This is a genomic window from Streptococcus thoraltensis DSM 12221 (genome assembly GCF_000380145.1).
Lineage (GTDB): Bacteria > Bacillota > Bacilli > Lactobacillales > Streptococcaceae > Streptococcus > Streptococcus thoraltensis.
Window position 1 is genome coordinate 237,080 of sequence record NZ_KB904587.1, and the last position, 16,486, is coordinate 253,565.

The window sequence follows — 16,486 nt, forward strand, 5'->3', positions numbered from 1 at the left end:
TCCTTTCTAAGTGACTCACCCCAGAGCCACATCCATGACCATCATAATCACAAAGCCCATCATCAAGCCAAGTGTTGCAATATCAGTGTTTCCATTGGTTTGCGATTCTGGAATCAGCTCTTCCACCACAACAAAAATCATCGCACCTGCCGCAAAAGACAGGGCATAGGGCAAAATAGGCATCATGGCAAGAACCAATGCTGCACCAAGAACAGCTCCGATAGGTTCTACGATGGCTGACATAGATCCTAAATAAAAGGCTGCTTTCCGACTTTTACCATCTGCTCGAATGGGGATAGAGAGAGCCGCCCCTTCAGGAATATTTTGCAAACCAATCCCTACAGCTAGGCTGATAGCTCCAACTAAAGCTGGAATAGTAAAATTACCTTGTCCCAGAGCGCCAAAAGTGACACCGACAGCTAAACCTTCAGGGATATTATGTATGGTAATGGCCAAAAATAAGAGGGCTGTTTTCGATAATTTTTTCTCAGGTTGCAAGCCTTCAACCTCTTCAAGACCTTTATCCAAATGCAAATGGGGGACTAGGGCATCGATCAAGCGAATAAAATAGCCGCCTAAGAGAAAGCCTGTCGCTGCTGGAATAAAGGCCCACTTACCATAGGAAGTTTCAGCGTAGGAAATGGATGGCGCTAAGAGCGACCAAAAAGAAGCTGCAATCATAACCCCTGCCGCAAATCCCATCATTACATCTAAGAGTTTACGACTGATGTGCTTGAAGAAAAAGACAATGGCTGAGCCCACAATGGTACAAGACCAAGTAAATAAACCAGCTAATAAGGCTAGAAAAACTACATTTTGTGATGACATCCATTCAATCATAAGCAACCTCTACAAATGTGAAAAGGGATTGGTCGATGATTGGCTTTCAAGGATTTCCACTTCCCACTTCTCCTCTTGTTTCCATTCATTCAGGTGTTTGGCAATTTCAGAGATAAACAGCACTTCAATGTGGTGACCTGGATCAATCGCACAAAGACCATCGGTAATCATTTCCTGTGCTGTATGGTAGTAAATATCTCCCGTCACATAAAGCTGGGCTCCTTTTGCTAAGGCTTCTCGGTAGAAGGATTGTCCTGAACCACCACAGATAGCAACTTTTGAAATGTTTGGGTTCTGATGATCATAGCGCACTAAACGAACACTATCTAAACCAAAGCTATTTTTGACTTTTTTGGCAAAATCCTCCAAAGACTGCTCGGGTATGTCACCAATTCTGCCAATCCCTTCTTGATCAGCGGTTAAAAACAGAGGTTCTGTATTTTCAATCCCTAGCATCTGGCAAAACCAATCGTTAAGACCGTTTGGGATGATGTCAATATTGGTATGACTGACATAAACAGCAATGTCATTTTTTACCAAATTTAAAAGAATATCACGTTGAGGCGATGAAACCAAGTCTTTGATGTCTTTAAAAATGGGGGCGTGTTTGGTGATGATTAAATCAACTTCTTTAGCAATGGCTTCTGCTACTGTGTTTTCACGCACATCAAGAGTCACCATGACCTTTTTAATATCCTTGTCCAAGCTGCCTATTTGAAGTCCAACCACGTCACCTTCCATTGAGAACTCAGGTGGACAGTAAATTTCGTATCGATCTATTAATGCTTTAGCTAACATCTCCAATAACCTCCTTAATCTCCGTCATCTTAGCTGTGATAACATCTCGTTCGGCCTTTTTTTCTTCTGGTATGGAAGAATAAGCATAGGCTAACTTTTCCCACTCTCTTTGCCATTTTTGTTTGAAAATAGTTGTCTTCTCTTCCAAAAGATGTGGACCAAATCTTAATTCACGGCTGGTTAGGGACATACCGCCATGCTCTGCTACAATAATTTCGTAGTATTTTTTATTTTCCGACATAATGGCTTCAGAGACGATTTGAAAATCGTTTTCTTGTAACCAAGTTCGTAAATCATCTTCTCGGTTGTTTGGCTGTAGAATTAAGCGCTCGACGGCAGATAGTTTTTCTTTACCCGCTTCTAAAATATCTGATATGAGGCGACCTCCCATTCCACAGATGGTGATAACCGTTACCTGATCACTTGTCTCAAAAGCACCTAAGCCATTTGCCAGACGGACCTCAATCTTGTCTGACAAGTTTGAGGACTGCGCATTTTTGAGAGCCGATTGATATGGACCTTGTACCACTTCACCCGCAATCGCACGCTCAATTAGTCCTTGTTCTAATAAAGCAATTGGCAGATAGGCGTGGTCACTGCCGACATCTAACAAAACAGAGCCTTTAGGGACAAACTGAGCGACTTCTGACAGTCTCTTTGATAATTGTGTTTCCATTTGTTTTATAATACTCTTTCATTCTTACAATACTACTATTATACCAAAAAACCGCCCTTGTATGGGCGGTAAATGCGAGCTTTTGACAATCTTAAATGCTAATTATCATTCCCCCATATACTCATAGCATTGAGGAAATCATCTGACACGGTGACTTTCTTTGGATCTGCTTCTTCACGCTGTCGCCGTCTTTCCTCCACTTGACGAACGGTTGTGATGCCATCGCGTTTCCAGTTTCGTAAGATAGCATTGATATAATTCCAGCTAGTTTTGTTATTGAAAACTGCTTCACGGAGGGCTTGGCGAACTAAGTCTGGATCAATCCCATCTTCTTTGACTGTTTTGGTTAAATCTTCTAATTCAAAGGGACTTAGAAGTCTCCCCAATTCGTTTTCAAAATCTTGAACCAATCCCTTGAGGGCATTTTCCGATGTTTTTGGAGCTTCTTTTTTGACTTCCAACAGATTATCTAATTTATTCAGAGCTGGTGTGGTATCAAAAATCATTTCAATTTCACCACCAAGTTCAATGGTCTTCGTATCTAACAACTCTTGATCAGTTAAGCGCGAAATAATGCGATTAATATCTGAGACTGTTTTACCAATGCTTTCGGCAATTTCACTAGGAGACATTTCTTCTTTGTGACTGGTATTTTGAAAATAAAAGAATTGCCACACTAAAAAATCTTCAGCTGACTCAAAAATGTTATGATAATTAAATAATAAAGCTGCGGGTAATACTAGATTTCCCTGCTTCATGGCTTGGGTATAGGTCATCAAAATCCTCTAATCATGTGTTTGTAAGTCTTCCAAATGGTAGGGTGTTTCTTGGTAAACTGCATAGTTAATCCAGTTACTGAAAAAGGTTGCCGCAGCTAAACTCCAGCGCATTTGAATCCCATCTTCTGGCTCATCATTTTTATAATAAGATACAGGAAGTTTGGGATTTTTGCCAGCCTTTTGGTCTCTCAAATATTCATTTCCCAGAGTATCACGATCGTACTCCAAATGTCCAAAGCTATAAACTTCTCGCAAATCATCAGATGCTAGTATAGATAAGCCTACTGCTTGTCCTTTGGCTAAAATACTTAAAGCCGTTTTGTCTTTAACGTCTTTTTCTAGAATACCTGTGTAACGAGAATGAGGTGCCTTGAAGGTATCATCAAAGCCACGGAACAAGAGATTGGTAGGATGTTCAACATTCTGATCATAAACACCTGACAACTTCTCTTTAAGAGTGACCTTCTTAATACCATATTTATGATAGAGCGAAGCTTGCGCACCCCAGCAAAGATGTAGGGTTGAGTATACATGATCCTTTGACCAGTCAAATATAGCAACCAACTCCTGCCAATAATCAACCGCTTCAAAAGGGAAGGTTTCAACTGGAGCGCCTGTGATAATCATCCCGTCATAATACCGATGCTTAATATCATCAAAAGTCTTGTAAAAAGTTTCCAAATACTGGACTTCTGTATTTTTAGACTCGTGACTCTCCATGTAAAGAAAGTCCACATTGATTTGCAAGGGAGTGTTCGCCAGTAACCTCAAGAGTTGTACTTCCGTCGCTTCCTTGGTCGGCATGAGGTTTACAATCAAAATTTCCAAGGGGCGAATATTTTGCTGTTGGGCACGTTCATTGTCCATGATAAAGACATTTTCTGAACGTAAAATCGTTAAAGTGGGTAGCTGCGTGTCTAATTTTATTGGCATAAAAACTCCCTTTTCTACCTAGTCATTAGTACTATTATAGTCAAGGGAGTTATAGGTTTCAAATTTGGAAAAACTAGCTCTAGTTATAGTTATTTTTTATAACGATTATCCTGGAAAATTCATCAAAACTTTAGTGTCGTAATCACCGATTGTCTCACGACCTTTGAGCCCATCAAGCTCAATCATAAAAGCGCAACCAGCAACAATACCACCAAGTTTTTCAATCAACTCAATGGTTGCTTTGACAGTACCGCCTGTTGCCAAAAGGTCATCAACAATAAGAACACGCTGTCCTGGCTTAATCGCATCAGCATGCATGGTCAATGTGTCTACGCCATACTCTTTTTCATAGTCAGCTGAAATCACTTCACGAGGTAATTTCCCCGGCTTACGCACTGGCGCAAAACCAATACCAAGTTCAACCGCAACTGGACAACCAATGATGAAACCACGCGCTTCAGGACCAACAATCATATCAATGTCATGATCACAAGCGTACTGCGCAATTTCACGGACAGCATAGCTGTATGCTTTTCCATCTGCCATCAAAGGTGAAATATCACGGAAAGTGATGCCTTCTTGTGGGTAGTTCTCGATTGAAGCGATGTATTTTGTTAAATCCATAATCTTACTGCGATTCACCATTATTCAAATGGAATCGCATATCCTTTCTTATTCTTGAGTTTTCTCAAAATTATTTTTACACACCATTATATCACTATTTTCCATAAGTTGGGAAGTTCAAGTTAGGAAAGGCTAGTGAAAACGCCTTTGAGCGATAAATTATTTTAAGATTCCTTCAGCTAACCCTCGCCATGCCTAGAGTTTATAAGATTCCTCAGGTGACCTTCTTTTATAATCACAAGGGTGAACAGTTCTGCGCCTGTTACCAGGATTCTCCCTACCCCAGCAGGTTTAGCTCTGCCTTCCTCCATCACTGCCATAATCCATAATACTGATAAGGTTTATAGGGCAAATGGTCTACAACATGGTTAACCATCGCATATGGTCTCCCCCAACCAGCAAGGCACAGAGCAGCGCATCTTTGCTACTGTCTCAAAAGCCGCTGACAGAGCAGTTTTATAGGCTGTTGAATTAACTTTGATAGATGGTCACTTGCAACTTGCCACACTCATACTCAATGAAAATCAAGTATTGTTCGCGTCACCGTTCCTCGTATCGAACCTTAATTCATTTGACTGTACTATTGAAACTGATGTTTGATGCTGAAGGTTCGTAGGCTTTCTTTTACGTCGATAACCAGAGAGCCATCTTCAAGCAAACTTGTTTTTTGCAGACTGTTGGAGCCAAAGTTATCACTAAGATATGGCAAGTCATAAAAGCTCAATTGTCCCATCTGATCAAGAAAGGAAATAGACTCAATCGCTCTTCCCAAAGCTGCCTTTTCAAGAAGGTAGCCTTTATCTGGAAATTCTCCTCGTTCTTGCCAGAATTCTGCTTTAAAATGAAGCTGTAAAGCAGAAAGACGTTCGTCTTGCTTCTTCACCATTCCAATATGAAGCAAATAAGCAGCATTAATAGTCAACACTTCATCAGATAAATGGAGATTTATCCTAGCTAAATTTGTCATAAATTACCCCAATAACCAATCGTAGATTTCTTTTGGTGTTCCTAAGGCCATGAGTTCCTGGTATTTGACGGTTTTTTTCAATTCTTGGTAGATCTGGCTACTTTCGATTTCTTTTTTCTCAGCTTCTTTATTGACAGTCATGACGCCATCTTCGATGCTCACAAAGCCCAATTCTTCAAAAACCTGGATCATCTTGACCAAGAGATAATCTTCAATCTTTAGGTATTGACTGAGTTCTTTTAATTTATAGCGAATGTCAAATTCTGGGAATTGGTAGATCGTTTTATATAATTTGGCAAACTGTTGACGCGTGCCAAAACCTGACAAATAATAGGGTGTCTTGATGTTATTTTTAAAATAAATAGCTTCTAAATCATTAGCTGCAAACCAAGTTTTTAGGTCATCAGGATTTTCAGGTAAATCCACTAGAACTGCTGAGTGACTTTGGGATAAATCAGCCGTTAGAGCTGGCACATCAAAAGGTAGACGAGCATTCTTAGCACGAATATCAAATAGTTGAACTCCTTCAACACGCGCATCTACCAACATCAGTTGTAAGGTTGTTTGACCATTCCAAACATTTATAGAAAGTGTCACAGCTAGCTCTAGTTGCTGTGCTTGCTGAAATTCTTGTAACAAGGCACCTTGATTAAAGGCAACCACATCAAACGTTGCACCTTCCTGACTAACCTTTAGTTTTAAATGCGCATTGTTTTGCCCCATGCTTCTAGCCTGTGTGATTTCAAAATCCTTAAGCCAGAAAACAGGCTTTTTGTGATCCATGCCAAAAGGTGCCAAACGCTCTAAGCTCTTGAGTGACTCTAAACTTAAATCAGGCAAGGACAATGCTTCATCCAGTATCAAGGTATTTTTAACACTAGTATCAATCTGCCTATCCTCAACATACTGGCAAAGAATATCAGACAAGGTTTCTAGATTTTCAGCTGGCAACGTCATTCCAGCAGCACCAGCATGACCGCCAAAGGCTGTAAAAATATCACGATGATTATCTAAAGCATCAAAAATATTTAAAACGTCAAGTGAGCGTGCTGAGCCTTTGGCAAGACCATTTTCAATAGTTAGGACAATAACTGTTTGAGAGATATTTTCTAAAATTCGTCCTGCCACAATTCCTAAGACGCCTGGATGCCAGCCTTCTTTGGCTAAAACTTGTACTGGTTTCGTCAAATCGACCATGCTCATGGCTTCATCGTAGATGGTTTGCACCAGTTCTTTACGTTCTTCATTTTTCGCTTTGATGTCTAGGGCAATGGCTTGTGCTTCTTCATCGTCAAAACCCGTTAACAGCTCAATAGCAGGGTTGGGATCAGTCAGACGTCCCAAAGCATTCAGTTGTGGGGCAATGCTAAAACCAACAGTCTCTTCATTGATGGTTTCTGGGCTAATATCTGAAAGCTTTAAGAGTTCTTGCAGACCAATACGCTCAGTTTGTTTGAGCATTTCAAGACCAACCTTAACCATGATACGATTCTCGTCCGTTAAACTAACCATATCAGCAATGGTTCCAATGGCTACCAAGTCCAGAAATTCACTTGGGATAGACTCTAAAAGAGCACAGGATAATTTAAAGGCAACCCCCACTCCTGCCAAATGCTTGAAAGGGTAATTTGCTTTCGGGTGTTCTGGATGCACAATGGCAAAAGCTTCTGGCAGGTCAACAGGCATGCTGTGGTGGTCTGTCACGATAACATCAACACCCCGGTCTTGTGCATAGGTAATCACCTCGTGTCCGGCGACACCATTATCCACTGTCACAATCAGTGAAATGTCTTGTTGCTCAATAAAATATTGATAGACACTTAAGTTGGGACCATAGCCATCCGTGAAGCGGTTAGGCAGATAGACCTGTACCTCAGCTCCCATCATCTCCAAGGTTTCCTTAACGATACTAGCGCTTGTCATACCGTCAGCATCGTAATCACCATACACCAAAATCTGTTCACCCTTTTCAATAGCCTGACGAATTCGGCTAACAGATTTTTCCATGTCGTGTAATAAAAAGGGGTCGTGAAGTTTAGATAAATCCGCATTTATAAAGTCGTCCAAAGCTTCTTCTGTATTAATCCCACGCTCAACTAAAAGCTTGGCAGCAATAGCATCCAGTCCTCTTTTTTTTGCTAGTTTTAAAAAGCCCTCATCTGCTTCTTTATCTTCAATTTTCCAATCGTATTTAGACCTTATCATGTCTCTTTTTTACTCTTTTCTATTCAGAAATCAATCTTTACTAGTATATCAAAAAAAGGTCTAAGAATCATTCTTAGACCATAGCTTATCGACGGAATGTCTTTTTGTTTTTAGTAAGCCCCACGAATATAATCATGGACTTCTTTCCAGTAGAACTCACTAAGTTTTTCCAGTTCTGCACTTGAAAAATTGTTAACAGATGCTGCGGCAATATTACTTGCCACTTGTTCTGGATTTTTAAAGCCTGGAATTACGGTTGAAATACCTTCTTGTTGCAAGAGCCATTTAATAGATGCTTGAGCTAGATTATTGCGATTTTCTGCAATCCAACGTACTTGTTCAACCAAGTCAATAGCTTTTTCAAATGGCAGACCACCAAAGGTTTCACCGACATTAAAGGCTTTGCCATCTTTGTTAAAATGGCGGTGATCATTTTCAGGAAAAATCGTATCTTTAGTGTATTTACCTGACAAAAGCCCGTTTGCTAATGGCACACGTGCTAAAACTCCGACCTCTTGTTTTTTAGCCTGTGCAATCATTTCATTAACTGGTTTTTGACGCAAAAGGTTAACAATAACTTGCAAACTGCTTGCATCTGAATTGTCTAAAACGAATTTCCCTTGAGTATCTGTCTCAACAGAAACCCCGTAATAACGAATAAGCCCTTCTTGTTTTAGCTGCTCCAAAACGGTGAAAACAGCTAAATCTTCAAGAACTTCTGTTGATGGGCAGTGAATTTGGTACAAATCAAGGCATGATGTCCCAAGATTTTGCAAACTATTTTCACAGTAAGCACGCACCTTGTCATAAGTGTAGTTATCTAGGTCAGCAAAATCATCTTTGCGACCGAACTTAGTTGCTACGTAAATACGCTCATTTCGCTCTTTAAGCAGTTGACCAAGCAAACGCTCACTACGACCACTGCCGTAAACATCTGCTGTGTCAAAAAAATTGACACCCTGATCAACCGCAGAATGCAGGCTTTCTAGTGCTACTTCTTCAGACGTATCGCCCCAGTCACCGCCAATAGCCCAAGTTCCTAAACTAACCTCGCTGATTTCCATATCAGTCTTTCCTAAACGATTGTATTTCATAAAGACATCCTTTTGACAGTTATTATACTTTTTCATACATAAGAGACTAGACTTTCAATTGTCTTCTTCAATGGATTAAGGTCTAACACTAAACGAAGACGATTTTATTTATAATTAAATACTTTTCTTGCCATAAAATCGCTAAGGCGTGGGAATAGGGTATAGATTTTATGGGTTGCAGCCAAACTCAAGGGCATGTTAAGCTCACGTTTGTTTTTACCCATCGTTTTAATAATCTTTTTAGCCACATAATCAGGTTTGAGAGTGAATTTTTCAACACTTTTGAGGTAGTCGCCTGACGGGTCTGCCTTATCGAAGAATTTCGTCGCAATCGGTCCTGGATTAACGGTTGTCACGTAGACCTTCTTGTCAGCTAGTTCTAAGCGTAGGGCGTTTGAAAATCCGATTACCGCAAATTTTGTCGCTGAATAAATGGTTGATTTTGCAGAGGCAATCAAACCAGCCATTGAAGCGATATTGATGATATGCCCATGACCTTGCTCAACCATCCGTTTTCCAACGAGCCGTGAGAAATGAATACTTGCTAGGGTGTTTACATCAAACATTTCTTCAATCTCATCAAAATCGTAATCATCAAAGGTTTTGAATTCTCCAAAACCAGCATTATTAACCAAAATATCAATACGACCGTACTGGAGATAAATCTGGTCAATAATCGAAATTACCGCTTCTCTATCTGTAATATCAAGGCCGATACAAGTCTTATTTTCTACATGTCGATACATGTCTTCCAGTTTTTCCTGACGGCGTCCTAAAAGAACCAAGCCGTCTTCATTTGGAAGAAGCTTAATGATTTCTTCAGCAATACCTCCTGAAGCACCTGTTATGACAATAATGCGTTGACTCATAGTATCTCCACCTCATCTAAATCAAAAACAACCTTTACATTTTCAAAGACTTTAGTAGCATCACGCTCCAATTGACGACAGTCTCTAGGTAGAAAACGTGGACTGATATGATTGAGAAGCAACCGTTTAGCTCCTGCTTTTTTCGCCACTTGTGCTGCCTGCATATTGGTTGAGTGACCATGAGACTTGGCTAACTGCTCATCACCTTTGCCGTAGGTTGATTCGTGAACCAAAACATCAGCGTCTAAACCAAGGCGAACACTGGCATCTGTTTTTCGGGTGTCACCCAAGATGGTCACGACCTTGCCTTTTTTAGGTTCTGAAACAAAGTCTTTGGCGATAATTTTGGTACCGTCTTCCAAAACAATGTCTTGCCCATTTTTGACCTTGCCAAACAAAGGACCAAATGGAACACCTGCTGCTTTGAGAGCATCCGCATCTAGACTGCCTTCTAAATCCTTTTGAACCACACGGTAACCCACACAGAATATACTGTGATTGAGCTCTTGCGCATAGACTTGGAATTTATCCGTTTCCATGATTTTACCAAGACTGCCCGCATCAAATTCATGAAAATGAATGCGGTAAGGCAAGCGAGAACCTGTCACACGCAGACTAGACATGACAAAAGACTTAATCCCTTTGGGACCATAAATGTCAATATCTGTCTGCTCTTCGCTGGATTGGAAAGCACGGCTTGACAAGAACCCTGGCAAACCTAAAACATGGTCTCCATGAAGGTGGGTAATGAAAATCTTACTGACTTTGCGTGGTTTAATGGTCGTTTCTAAAATTTGACGTTGGGTACCTTCCCCGCAGTCAAACATCCAAACTTCGTTAATTTCATCTAATAATTTTAAAACTAAACTGGAGACATTTCGCCCTTTGGCAGGCTGACCGGCTCCTGTTCCTAAAAATTGTAATTGCATTGTTTCTCTTCTAATTTGCGGTGATATAAGCTATATATTGACGTTGTTCAAAACCATAGTAAACCTTGCCTTCTTGGGTCTCGAGCAATTCTGACAGCTCGTTTTGGTTAAAACTGGTAATTTTAGTAATATTAGCTTTGAGTTGATAAACTTGACTGAGTAAGGCTGACGCTGGGGTCACATCTTTCTTACCTGACTCATCAAAGCTCATCGGTGACATTTTGATGCGGTCATTTTCTTGGTAAATCTTATAACCTGGAAAAATTTCTGCCAAATCAAAGAAAATTTGGGTACTGATAGGCTCATTTGTTTCAGAGAAAACTTGAGCGATTTGATCCTCATTTTCAAAAGCGAAGCCATATGATTTTCCAGATAGATTGAGTCGGACAAAGGGTTTCTCTTCAGCAAAACTAGGATTGTCTTGGAAAAGATCAAGTGCTTTTGAAATCTCAAAATAATAATCTGTCGCTACTTTTTGACCTTGCTTTTGATAGAGTTCTGCAAAGTAAGCATTGATAACGCTAGGTGGCGGTGTGATAAAAGCCAACTTTTGTTGATCATCCAGTGCGTCTAATTGTCTATCCAAATAAACCTTATCAAGGCTGGTAAATCCACCAAACTTGAGGGCTAAATCAATATAATCAGTCATAAAATTCTTCTAACTTCCATTTATTTTGGCTGGCGATATAGCCTGAAATCTCTTCGACTTCTTCCGAAAAATCATAATGATCTAAAAGCGCCAATTTTTCGAGTGCATAAAGTTTATAGGCATCTTTCTGGTCAACCTTGATTGAAAAAGGCTCAAATAAATCACGAATCTCATCAATAATCAGGTTACGAATGGACTGTCTGGCACCTTTATCTCGTGCTGAAATACGGACATTTGGAAAGGCCGTTGCACTGAAGTTTTCCACCTTGTCCATCTTATTGTAGATAGCCAGACGTGGAATATCCAACATCTCCAAATCTTTGAGTATCTCTAGCACCACTTTTTCATGTTCGCTGTGATTTGGATCACTCGCATCAATAACGTGTAACAACAAATCCACATGGCGACTTTCTTCTAAAGTTGACTTAAAAGCAGCAACAAGCTCGGTTGGCAAGTCTTGAATGAAGCCGACCGTATCGGTTAGGGTCGCCTGAAATTGACCTTTGAGATAGACTTGCTTGGTTGTAGCATCCAGGGTCGCAAAGAGTTCATCAGCTTCATATTGCTTTTTGTCTGTCAGAGTGTTCATAATCGTTGATTTACCTGCATTGGTGTAGCCAATCAAACCGATTTTAAAGGTTTCAGAGTCCACACGCTTGTCCCGGATGGTCTGACGGTTTTTCTCAACAATTTTTAGCTGGCGCTCGATGTCATTAATCTGATTGCGAATAGAACGTCGATTAAGCTCCAACTGGCTTTCACCCGGTCCACGACTGCCGATACCTCCAGCCTGACGACTAAGCATGATACCTTGACCAACGAGGCGTGGCAACATGTATTTCAGCTGGGCAAGATGAACTTGTAGTTTCCCCTCGTGGCTACGAGCACGCATGGCGAAAATATCCAAAATCAACTGCATGCGGTCGATGACTTTAACCCCAAGTTCTGTCTCTAAGTTAGTGTTCTGACGAGGCGTTAAACGATTATTGACAATGACGGTATCAATCTCATCAGCTTCGACCATTTGGCGAATTTCCTCTAACTTGCCTGAACCGACAAATGTTTTGCTGTCATAGCGTTCGCGTTTTTGGCTGTAAAAATTAACAACTTCTGCTCCAGCCGTCTTAGCCAGACTAGCCAACTCCTCCATTGACATGTCAAAGTGCTCGGTCTCTTGTAATTCTACACCGACTATAATGACACGTTCTTGTTTTTCCTGTGTTTCATGCATAGTCTCACCCCCCTTAGTTTAGATTCTTATCATGAAAAAATAGCCCAGAACGGACTATCAAAACTGTCTCTTATTATAGCATATTTTCGGCGTATTCACACTAGGCAATATCTTAGAATACAAAGTAGGCACTAGGAAAATGCATGAAACGATTTTCTAACTAGATGCTTGTTTAAACCATTTTTCTCAAATAGATATTTTCACATAAGTATTCCTCATTTTCATCGAAATGACAACAAAATTTCGCTATTAAAAATATAGTTTTATGAGAACACGTCATCTGAAACCCAATCGTTCTTCATGTATCTATTGGATTTTAGGCTTTTTCCAAAAAATCCTCAACCCTTGTAGCAATCTTCTCTTGAAAGTTTTTTTCAGAAATCTGATAAAAATCTACTGTCATCCGATTTCTAAACCAAGTCAACTGACGTTTGGCGAAACGTCTGGTATTTTGTTTCAAACGTGCGACGGATGTCTCCAAATCCTCCTGACCCTCAAAATAAGGGAAGAGTTCCTTATAGCCAATACCACAAGCAGCTTGAGATTGAGGATAGTGGTCATAAAGCCACTTAGCTTCCTCCAATAAACCATTTTGCAACATGACATCCACACGGGAATTGATACGGTCATAAAGCACCTGACGCTCATCAGTCAATCCGATAACCAGAGCCTCCAACTCACTGTCTTGATTGGTTAAATCCTGTCCAAATTTTGCCAACTCTAAAGCACGAATGGCACGACGGCGATTGAGTTGCGGAATAACTATCGCAAGCTTCTCAACTTTATCAAAAAGCACCTGATCATCTTCTTGTTCTAGTTCTTTGCGATAGTCTAAAAGCGCCTCTTGGTCAAGATTGCCCCCCAGATGATAGCCTTCCAAGAGACTTTGCAGATAAAGCCCAGTTCCTCCAACAATGATGGGCAACTTATCTCGACTGATAATATCATCAATTGCCTCATGAGCCTCTGTTACAAAATCAAAAGCCGAGTAATTCTGCGTCACATGGCGCACATCAATCAAATGATGCACCGCCGCTGCTTGCTCTTTTGGACTTGCCTTGGCTGTACCGATATTTAAGCTTTGATAGACCTGTTGGCTATCTCCTGAGATGATTTCCCCATTAAAGCGCTGGGCAAGCTCAATGCCAAGAGCTGTTTTTCCCACTGCGGTTGGACCTGCTACAACAATAATTTTTTTCTTCATAACGTTTTTTACTTGATATTCTCTCCTATTTTTTAGATAATAATACTATTATATCATACTGAAAATCAAGGTTTTTCTGACCTTATTTTCATAGAAATAGGAGAACTCTCATGTCTAAAAAATTTGATTTTGCTAAAGGTTTAGCAACAGGTGTTATCGCTACTGCTGCTACAGTTGCAGGTGCTGTCTTTGCTGTTAAGAAGACTGTTATCGAACCAGAAGAAAAGAAAGAAGCTTTCATAGAAGAAAATCGTAAAAAAGCCGCTCGTCGTCGTGTAGCACGCTAAAAGCTAAAAAGGTGAGACTTTAGGTTTCATTTAGACCGTTGAAAAAGCTGTCTAAAATGAATAACTTATAAATAGAAAACGAGGAATTTCTCAAACATTGAGCTAGTTCCTCGTTTTTTTTGATTATTTTTGGTTGATAAGGATCAGCACCACTAAAGCTAACACCACAAAGTGTTGTTCGTTGACGTCAAAATGTGCTTAGGGCAACCATATCGTATAGTCTAGAATAAAGGCTTATCCCCAAAGCTAACTGATTATCAAGCATAGTGTAGTCTTTTGAATCACCTTTGACACATCATCACTTTGGACTTGCTGTACTCAAGTACTATCTGCGTCTCAGCTCCTTGTTCTGAAAGTTATACCCAATGAAAATCAAAAGCAGACTAGGCGACACAGATAGCGGATAGAACTGAAGGTCATCACATCAAGCCAACAAGGTCTGCTTTTGAGTTTCGAAGAGTTTTAATTCATTTGATGATAACACCTCAACTCAAGTATAGTAAAAAAGCCATCGATAGTGATGGCTTTTTTAGCGAGTTCGTCTACGGAACTCCCCACATTATCCTTAAGCTTTAACGTATTCTGGTAGGCTTTCACCGATTGCTTCCAAGCGTTCTTGCCATTCGTCACGAGTCAAGCCGTTTTCTTGAACATAACGGTTGCGGTCATGCGCGCGACATTCTGCTGAGCAACCGCGAACATATTTAGCTTCGTTTTCTTCTGAGACGAAGATTTGTTTATTACAAAATGGATTGGCACAATTAACGTAACGGTCACATGGTGTGCCATCAAAGTGATCTTTTGAAATCACTGTTGGGTTAACATGGTTGATAGGCACTGAGATGCGATCATCAAAGACGTACATTGAACCTTCCCAGAGGTCTCCTTGCACTTCTGGATCTTTACCATAGGTAGCAATTCCGCCATGAAGTTGACCTACGTCCTTGAAACCTTCACGGACCATCCAACCAGAGAATTTCTCACAACGAACCCCACCAGTACAGTAGACAACGACACGTTTTTCCATGAATTTCTCTTTGTTGTCGCGCACCCACTGTGGCAATTCACGAAAGTTACGAATGTCTGGACGAACGGCACCTTTGAAATGACCGAGGTCGTACTCATAATCGTTACGCGTGTCCAAAACGATAGTATCTTCGTCAAGGAGGGCTTCTTTAAATTGTTTTGGATTGAGATATTCACCTGTCAACTCAAGCGGGTTGACATCTTCATCTGAGTAGTCTGTTTCAAGACCAAGGTGAACGATTTCTTTTTTATAACGAACGAACATTTTGCGGAATGCTTGCTGTTCTTCTTCGTCAATCTTGAACCATAGGTCAGCAAAACGTTCGTCGCTGTGTACCCAGTCCATGTATTTTTGAGTTGTTTCGTAGTCACCAGAAACAGTGCCGTTGATCCCCTCATCGGCAATCAAGATACGTCCTTTAAGACCGATTGATTTACAAAACTCCAAGTGTTTTTTAGCGTATTCTTGTGCATTTTCGATTGGAACGTATTTGTAGTACAATAAAACTCTGATTTTTTCTGACATAATAGTCTCCTTTAATCACCTTTGCAATAGGCGTTATTACCTACTATTCTAGCGCTCTTTTTAAGGATTTTCAAAAGATATGACTTTCAAAAACGCCGAAACTGACAAGAACAATCTGCTTTTGTTAAACTGATAAAAAGGAGAAAGATGATGACATACGAATTTTGCTTAGAATACGGAACCTACCCTTTAAAAGATAGCCGTGCTGACCTTGATGAGGAAAATGAGGCACCTGATTTTATCAAGGATAATCAAGACCTAGTGGAGAAAATAGAGCGTCTCAATGACCACTTCCACCAACTATTTCTCGTTATTGAATCCCAATTTTTCTTTGTCGGACACGACAAACCAGACATCTTGGACTTGGTCAAAAAGGAACACGCTCAAATTATCACTATCTTAACTAAAGACTATCCTGATGAAGATATTAGAATCGAGAAATGCTATTGGGAGTGATTGATTTTTAATTGACAAGAGCTGATTTTGTTTCAGACACACTAAAACGGTTAGTTTGACCTCAAGGAACACCCTTTTATAGCGACCAAATATCTGTTCATACCTATAAGGCTTACTAATGAAAAAAACATAATCCACTCCATATTCCATAAGGAAACACCAATAGATAAGGTCGTTGCTGAAAGCACTTAACATGCCTTCAAAATGGGATTTGTCACCTAAGAAAGCTGTCATTCTTTGGAAGTATTAATCATAAAGCCTTGAGCTTATAGCTACGAGTGAAATGACTACTGTATATCTGATAACCTCAATTACCAAACACCTTTAGCTCTAAGAATCACCGCCTAATCAACTCCCCTTTATCCATTTTGTACAGAAAAAGACTCTGACACG

At 40.2% G+C, this 16,486-nt stretch carries 17 protein-coding genes; 2 read left to right on the forward strand and 15 right to left on the reverse strand.

The window, feature by feature from the left end; genetic code table 11:
- Positions 1 to 15: 15 nt before the first annotated feature.
- The 14 genes from A3IA_RS0102660 to miaA form a co-directional block, all read right to left on the reverse strand.
- Positions 16 to 840, reverse strand: a complete 825-nt coding sequence (locus A3IA_RS0102660; protein ID WP_018379799.1) for a ZIP family metal transporter — start codon at positions 838 to 840, stop codon at positions 16 to 18.
- A 9-nt stretch (positions 841 to 849) separates the two neighbouring features.
- Positions 850 to 1,638: a Nif3-like dinuclear metal center hexameric protein gene (locus A3IA_RS0102665; RefSeq protein ID WP_018379800.1), complete on the reverse strand. Its 789-nt coding sequence runs from the start codon at positions 1,636 to 1,638 to the stop codon at positions 850 to 852.
- The gene (locus tag A3IA_RS0102670) at positions 1,628 to 2,314 is read right to left on the reverse strand and encodes a tRNA (adenine(22)-N(1))-methyltransferase (RefSeq protein ID WP_018379801.1); all 687 of its coding nucleotides are present in this window, start codon (positions 2,312 to 2,314) and stop codon (positions 1,628 to 1,630) included. The genes A3IA_RS0102665 and A3IA_RS0102670 overlap by 11 nt, the downstream gene beginning before the upstream one ends.
- Before the next feature lie 98 nt (positions 2,315 to 2,412).
- Positions 2,413 to 3,090 carry a DnaD domain-containing protein gene (locus A3IA_RS0102675; RefSeq protein WP_018379802.1) on the reverse strand — a complete coding sequence of 226 codons (678 nt, stop codon included), beginning with the start codon at positions 3,088 to 3,090 and terminating at the stop codon, positions 2,413 to 2,415.
- Between the two features lie 9 nt (positions 3,091 to 3,099).
- A complete protein-coding gene (locus A3IA_RS0102680) occupies positions 3,100 to 4,026 on the reverse strand; it encodes a homoserine O-succinyltransferase (protein ID WP_018379803.1) in 927 nt (308 codons plus the stop codon).
- A gap of 105 nt (positions 4,027 to 4,131) precedes the next feature.
- Entirely contained in the window at positions 4,132 to 4,650 is a 519-nt protein-coding gene (locus tag A3IA_RS0102685; protein ID WP_026217526.1) for an adenine phosphoribosyltransferase, read from the reverse strand.
- A 580-nt stretch (positions 4,651 to 5,230) separates the two neighbouring features.
- Complete coding sequence (locus tag A3IA_RS0102695; RefSeq protein ID WP_018379805.1) at positions 5,231 to 5,617, reverse strand: hypothetical protein; 387 nt, start codon at positions 5,615 to 5,617, stop codon at positions 5,231 to 5,233.
- Positions 5,618 to 5,620: 3 nt separating this feature from the next.
- Entirely contained in the window at positions 5,621 to 7,822 is a 2,202-nt protein-coding gene (recJ, locus tag A3IA_RS0102700) for a single-stranded-DNA-specific exonuclease RecJ (protein ID WP_018379806.1), read from the reverse strand.
- Between the two features lie 110 nt (positions 7,823 to 7,932).
- Positions 7,933 to 8,916 (reverse strand): aldo/keto reductase, encoded by a 984-nt coding sequence (locus tag A3IA_RS0102705; RefSeq protein ID WP_018379807.1) that lies wholly within the window; start codon positions 8,914 to 8,916, stop codon positions 7,933 to 7,935.
- Positions 8,917 to 9,020: 104 nt separating this feature from the next.
- Positions 9,021 to 9,785: an SDR family NAD(P)-dependent oxidoreductase gene (locus A3IA_RS0102710; RefSeq protein WP_018379808.1), complete on the reverse strand. Its 765-nt coding sequence runs from the start codon at positions 9,783 to 9,785 to the stop codon at positions 9,021 to 9,023.
- Positions 9,782 to 10,714: a ribonuclease Z gene (gene rnz / locus A3IA_RS0102715; protein ID WP_018379809.1), complete on the reverse strand. Its 933-nt coding sequence runs from the start codon at positions 10,712 to 10,714 to the stop codon at positions 9,782 to 9,784. Before rnz ends, A3IA_RS0102710 begins: the two co-directional genes overlap by 4 nt.
- A 10-nt stretch (positions 10,715 to 10,724) precedes the next feature.
- A complete protein-coding gene (locus tag A3IA_RS0102720) occupies positions 10,725 to 11,363 on the reverse strand; it encodes a hypothetical protein (RefSeq protein ID WP_018379810.1) in 639 nt (212 codons plus the stop codon).
- A complete protein-coding gene (gene hflX / locus A3IA_RS0102725) occupies positions 11,356 to 12,594 on the reverse strand; it encodes a GTPase HflX (protein ID WP_018379811.1) in 1,239 nt (412 codons plus the stop codon). Before hflX ends, A3IA_RS0102720 begins: the two co-directional genes overlap by 8 nt.
- Before the next feature lie 316 nt (positions 12,595 to 12,910).
- A complete protein-coding gene (gene miaA, locus A3IA_RS0102730) occupies positions 12,911 to 13,798 on the reverse strand; it encodes a tRNA (adenosine(37)-N6)-dimethylallyltransferase MiaA (RefSeq protein WP_018379812.1) in 888 nt (295 codons plus the stop codon).
- Positions 13,799 to 13,908: 110 nt separating this feature from the next.
- Between miaA and A3IA_RS12445 the strand changes: the two genes are divergently transcribed.
- On the forward strand, positions 13,909 to 14,085 hold the full coding sequence (locus A3IA_RS12445) for a DUF3042 family protein (RefSeq protein ID WP_018379813.1): 177 nt from the start codon (positions 13,909 to 13,911) through the stop codon (positions 14,083 to 14,085).
- Between the two features lie 565 nt (positions 14,086 to 14,650).
- On the opposite strand, the gene trhO is transcribed toward A3IA_RS12445, so the two are convergent.
- A complete protein-coding gene (gene trhO / locus A3IA_RS0102740) occupies positions 14,651 to 15,637 on the reverse strand; it encodes an oxygen-dependent tRNA uridine(34) hydroxylase TrhO (RefSeq protein ID WP_018379814.1) in 987 nt (328 codons plus the stop codon).
- Positions 15,638 to 15,787: 150 nt separating this feature from the next.
- Between trhO and A3IA_RS0102745 the strand changes: the two genes are divergently transcribed.
- On the forward strand, positions 15,788 to 16,093 hold the full coding sequence (locus A3IA_RS0102745) for a hypothetical protein (RefSeq protein ID WP_018379815.1): 306 nt from the start codon (positions 15,788 to 15,790) through the stop codon (positions 16,091 to 16,093).
- Positions 16,094 to 16,486: the final 393 nt, after the last annotated feature.